This is a genomic window from Stenotrophomonas sp. PS02297, assembly GCF_029959705.1.
Classification (GTDB): domain Bacteria; phylum Pseudomonadota; class Gammaproteobacteria; order Xanthomonadales; family Xanthomonadaceae; genus Stenotrophomonas; species Stenotrophomonas nitritireducens.
On the sequence record NZ_JASCOS010000171.1, the window covers coordinates 1 to 5,332 of the forward strand.

Here is a 5,332-nt window from a genome sequence, read left to right on the forward strand (position 1 = left end):
ACCGCCGCCATGCCGACCTGGCGCAGGGCCAGTAGGTGGCGCGGGCGCAGCTGGACCGCGCCCGCGCCGCGCGCGACACCGCCGCCGCCGCGCGCGACGCGGCGCGTGCGCAGTTGGCCAGCGCCGGCCAGCAGGGGGCCTACACCCTGGTGCGCGCGCCCTATGCGGGCATCGTCAGTACCCGCGATGTCGAGCCGGGCGAGAGCGTGAACCCCGGCCAGCGGCTGATGACGGTGTTCGCTCCCGACGCGCTGCGCGTGGAGGTCAGCGTGCCGCAGTCCGAGGCCGATGCGATCCGCGCCGATGCCGTGGCGCAGGTGCGCCTGGACGATGGCCGCCGGATCGACGCGGCGCAGGTGACGGTGTTCCCGGCGGCCGATGCCGCGACCCATTCGGTGAAGGTGCGGGTCGGCCTGCCGGCGCTGGATCCGGCGCCGCAGCCTGGCAATTCGGCGCGGGTGGTGTTCCCGGCGGTGAAGGGCGGCGCCCATCCGCAGGTGCCGGCCTCGGCGCTGCTGCACCGTGGCGAGGTCGATGCCGTCTACGTGCTCGCCGATGGCCGGCTGTCGCTGCGCCAGCTGCGCCTGGGCGAACGCAGCGGCGACAACGTCGAGGTGATCGCCGGGTTGAAGGCGGGCGAGCGCATCGCCAGCGATCCGCTCGCGGCGATGCAGGCGTTGGCCGCCGCACGCGGAGAACACTGAGATGTCCGCACACGACACGCCGCGGCTGGGTATTTCCGGCCGCCTCGCGCGGATTTTCCAGGACAATCCGCTGACCCTGATCCTCGCCCTGCTGGGCCTGCTGCTCGGCCTGGTCGCGGTGGCGGTGACCCCGCGCGAGGAAGAGCCGCAGATCGACGTGACCATGGCCAATGTCATCGTGCCGTTCCCCGGCGCCGATGCGCGCCAGGTCGAGCAGTTGGTGACCGGGCCGCTGGAGCAGAAGCTGGCCGGGATCGAGCAGGTCAAGCACACCTATTCGGTCAGCCGTCCCGGGCTGGCGGTGCTGACGGTGGAGTTCGAGGTCGGTGTGCAGCGGCAGCCGGCGCTGGTGCGCCTGTACGACAAGGTGTTCTCCAACCAGGACTGGATGCCGCCGGACGTGGGCGTCGGCCAGCCGCTCATCAAGCCGCGCGGCATCGACGACGTGCCGGTGATGGCGCTGACGCTGTGGACCGACGATGCGCAGCGCGGCGCGCTGGACCTGGCCGAAGTCGCCCACACGCTGGAAGCCGAGCTCAAGCGCATCCCCGGAACCCGCGATGTCCATACCCTCGGCGCGCCCGATCGGGCGATGATGGTGACGCTGGATCCGGCGCGGCTGGCCGCCCATGGGCTGGCGGTGAACGACCTTGAGATCGCGCTGCAGGCGGCGAACCTGGCGCGCCAGGCCGGCGAGCGCATCGGTGGCGATGGCGTGGTGCAGGTAAGTGCCGGCCGCTTCCTGGCCGACCGCGCCGACGTGGCCGGGCTGGTGCTGGGCGTGGCCGGCGGGCAGCCGGTACGGCTGGCCGACGTGGCCACCGTCAGCGATGCCGCCGACCTGCCGTCGAGCTATGTCTGGCATGGCGCACCGCCCGGGCGCGGCGGTCCGCGCACCGGCGTGGCGCCGGCGGTGACGCTGGCCATCACCAAGCAGCCCGGCAGCAACGCGGCCGACATCACCCGTGCGGCGCTGGACCGGATCGAGGCGCTGCGCGGGCAGGTCGTTCCCGATGGCGTGCAGGTGGCCGTCGCCCGCGACTACGGCGCGACCGCCAGCGACAAGGCGCGGACCCTGATCAGGAAGCTGGTGTTCGCGACCGGGTCGGTGGTGCTGCTGGTGCTGTTCGCCCTGGGCCGCCGCGAGGCGCTGGTGATCGGCTCGGCGGTGGTGCTGACCCTGGCGGTGACGCTGTTCGCCTCCTGGGCGATGGGCTTCACCCTCAACCGGGTGTCGCTGTTCGCGCTGATCTTCTCGATAGGCATCCTCGTCGACGACGCCATCGTGGTGGTCGAGAACATCCACCGGCACATGGCGCAGGGCGGGAGGACGCTGCGCGAGGCGATCCCGGCGGCGGTCGATGAAGTGGGCGGGCCGACCATCCTGGCCACCTTCACCGTGATCGCCGCGCTGATGCCGATGGCCTTCGTCAGCGGCCTGATGGGGCCGTACATGCGGCCGATCCCGATCAATGCCTCGGTCGGCATGCTGCTGTCGCTGCTGATCGCGCTGGTGGTCACGCCGTGGCTGTCGCTGAAACTGCTGCGCCGCCATGCCGGCGACGCGGCGACCGGCGGACATGGCCATGCGGAAGGCGGCATGGCGGCGCGGCTGCACCGCGTGTTCGAACGCACGATGACGCCCTTTCTGGCCGTCGATGGCGCGGCACGCCGGCGCCGCTGGCTGTTCCTGGCGATGGCGGTGCTGGTGGCGCTGGCGGCAAGCCTGGCGGGGTTCCGGCTGGTGGTGATGAAGATGCTGCCGTTCGACAACAAGTCCGAACTGCAGCTGGTGGTGGACATGCCCGAGGGCAGCACGCTGGAGGACACCAATGCCCTGCTCGCCGAACTGGCCGGCGCGCTCGACCGCATACCCGAGGTGCGGCATTACCAGGGCTACGCCGGCACCGCCGCGCCCATCAACTTCAACGGACTGGTGCGCCAGTACTACCTGCGCGAAGGCGCCAACGTCGGCGACCTGCAGGTCAACCTGGTCGACCGCCACGAGCGCAGGCGCAAGAGCCACGACATCGCCGTCGCCCTGCGGCCCGACGTGGACCGGATCGGCCGCCGCCACGGCGCCTCGGTCAAGGTGGTGGAAGTGCCGCCGGGCCCGCCGGTGCTGTCGCCGATCGTCGCCGAGCTGTACGGCCCGGACTACGCGCGCCTGCGCAGTGCCGGCCGCGCGCTGGAGCAGCGTTTCCTCGCCACCGACGGCATCGTCGACGTGGACAGCAGCGTCGAGGCCGATGCCGCGCGCGAGGTGCTGGCCGTCGATCGCGAGCGTGCGGCGCGGCTGGGCGTCTCGCAGGCGGACATCGTAAGGACGATCGCCGCCGGCCTGTCCGGCAGCGACGCCAGCCATGTCGTCGACAGCGGCTCACGCCATCCGCGCCCGATCCGGCTGCGCCTGCCAGCCGCCGGCCAGGCCACGCTCGATGGCATGCTGGCGCTGCGCGTGCGCGGCGGCGACGGCCAGCTGGTGCCGTTGTCGGAGCTGGTGACGGTGCGGCGCACGCAATGGGACGGCGCGATCCAGCACAAGGACCTGCTGCCGGTGGTGTACGTGATGGGCGACGAGAGCGGCCGCGTCGACAGCCCGCTGTACGGCATGTTCGACCTGGTCGGCCAGATCGGCGGCAACCCCGTCGATGGTCTTCGCCTGTCGCAGTTCTTCGTGCGCCAGCCGCCGGACGGCGCCGGCTTCGGCGTGAAGTGGGACGGCGAATGGCAGATCACCTACGAAACGTTCCGCGACATGGGTATCGCCTACGCCGCCGGCATGGTGCTGATCTACCTGCTGGTGGTGGCGTACTTCCGCAACTACGTGGTGCCGCTGGTGATCATGGCGCCGATCCCGCTGACGGTGATCGGGGTGATGCCCGGCCATGCCCTGCTGGGGGCGCAGTTCACCGCGACCAGCATGATCGGCATGATCGCCCTGGCCGGCATCATCGTGCGCAACTCGATCCTGCTGGTGGATTTCATCAACCACCTGATCGAGCGCGGGAGCACGCTGGAGCACGCGGTGATCGAGGCCTGCACGGTGCGCGCGCAGCCGATCGCGCTGACCGCGCTCGCGGCGATGGCCGGTGCGTTCTTCATCCTCGACGACCCGATCTTTAACGGACTGGCGATCGCGCTGATCTTCGGCATCCTGGTGTCCACCGTGCTGACCCTGCTGGTGATCCCGCTGCTGTACTACGCGCTGCTGCAGCGCACGCGCCGGAAGGAGGACGCGTCCTGAGCGACGGCCTGCCCCGGCCGGCCGCCGCGTTGTGACCGGCGACGGCGGAACGCAGCGCTTGGACGGCGCGGCGATGACGGGCACGGTACGCGCCTGGGCCGGATCGCGGTGCCTGGGCGCGCACCGTCATCCGGCACGGGCAGCTGTCGGGTGGCCACCGGCCACGTTGCAGGCGTTGTAGCCGGCCGGCGCCGGGCGACATGCGCCTATTCGATCTGCCTGGCCGGGTCGCTCAGTTCCAGTTCGCGCAGCACCACGCTGGCCTGCGTGCGGTTGCGCACGCCCAGGCGTTCGAAGATCGCCGACAGGTGCGCCTTGACCGTGCGCTCCTGCACGTCCAGGCGGTCGGCGATCTGCTTGTTGAGCAGGCCCTCGGCGACCAGCGCCAGCACGCGGAACTGCTGCGGCGACAGGCTGGCCAGGCGCGCGGCCAGTTCGCTGTCGTGGCTGGAGGACTGCGCGCGCGCCACCGCCGCGCGCAGCGAGGCGGGCAGCCATTGCTCGCAGGCCATCACGCTGCGGATCGCCTCGCGCAGTTCGTTCAGGCCCGAACTCTTGGGCAGGTAGCCGGCGGCGCCGTGGTCGAGCGCGCGCCGCACCACGCGCGGGTCGTCGTTGGCCGACACCACGATCACCGCCACGCCCGGATGCTGGGCACGGATCGCCGCCAGCCCGGCCAGCCCGTGATTGCCGGGCATGTGCAGGTCGAGCAGGATCAGGTCGGTGTCCGGTGCGGCATCGAGTGCGGCCAGCACGCCTTCCAGCGATTCGGCCTCGCGCACCTGCAGGTCGGCCACCGCTTCGCCCGCGGCCTGGCGCAACGCGGCGCGGAACAGCGGGTGGTCGTCGGCAATCAGCAGGCTGGGCATGGGCATGGTGGCGGGGACGGGCCTCGATTGTCGGCGAAATGGGCACGGCGTGGCTGAGCGGTCCCGGTAGGAGCGGCTTCAGCCGCGATGGGGCATTCCCATCAACCCATCCGCATGCAGGGCATTGGCCTGTTGCAGATAGATTTGCATGAATGCTTCATCGCGGCTGAAGCCGCTCCTACGGGGAGCGGTTGTTTACTGGGCGGTCCAGGCGCCGTCCATCGGCAGCGCCGTGCCGGTGAGGTTGTGCGCCTCGCGGCGGCACAGCCACACCACCATCGCGGCGATGTCTTCGGGCAGCGACATGCGCAGGCTGGGCTGCTTTTCCTCCAGCAGGGCGCGCACGCCGTCGTCGCGGCTGCCGCCGTTGCGGTGCGCCTGGATCTGCGGCTCGATCAGCGGCGTTTCCACCCAGCCGGGGCACACGCAGTTGACGGTGACGCCGCCGCTGTCGCGGGGGGGGGGCGGCCCCCGCGCCCCCCCCCCGCCCCCGCGCAGGGCCCCGCGGGCCC

The 5,332-nt window shown here is 71.6% G+C and carries 4 protein-coding genes; 2 read left to right on the plus strand and 2 right to left on the minus strand.

Annotation, left to right across the window (positions count from 1 at the left end; all coding sequences use genetic code 11):
* Positions 1 to 35: 35 nt before the first annotated feature.
* Complete coding sequence (locus tag QMX80_RS18085) at positions 36 to 704, plus strand: efflux RND transporter periplasmic adaptor subunit (protein WP_282278563.1); 669 nt, start codon at positions 36 to 38, stop codon at positions 702 to 704.
* Position 705: 1 nt separating this feature from the next.
* On the plus strand, positions 706 to 3,951 hold the full coding sequence (locus QMX80_RS18090) for an efflux RND transporter permease subunit (protein ID WP_282278565.1): 3,246 nt from the start codon (positions 706 to 708) through the stop codon (positions 3,949 to 3,951).
* Between the two features lie 206 nt (positions 3,952 to 4,157).
* Here the strand turns inward: QMX80_RS18090 and QMX80_RS18095 are convergent, their stop codons facing one another.
* Both QMX80_RS18095 and QMX80_RS18100 read right to left on the minus strand, forming a co-directional pair.
* Positions 4,158 to 4,820, minus strand: coding sequence for a response regulator transcription factor (locus tag QMX80_RS18095; protein ID WP_055771326.1), 663 nt, complete (start codon positions 4,818 to 4,820; stop codon positions 4,158 to 4,160).
* Positions 4,821 to 5,015: 195 nt separating this feature from the next.
* The coding region (locus tag QMX80_RS18100) for an SDR family oxidoreductase (protein WP_282278567.1) at positions 5,016 to 5,332 on the minus strand (317 nt) is incomplete at its 5' end.

Excerpts from the sequence above, each read along its gene's own strand:
- QMX80_RS18090 (WP_282278565.1), top strand. The coding sequence starts at position 706 with ATGTCCGCACACGACACGCCGCGGCTGGGTATTTCCGGCCGCCTCGCG.
- QMX80_RS18095 (WP_055771326.1), bottom strand. The coding sequence starts at position 4,820 with ATGCCCAGCCTGCTGATTGCCGACGACCACCCGCTGTTCCGCGCCGCG.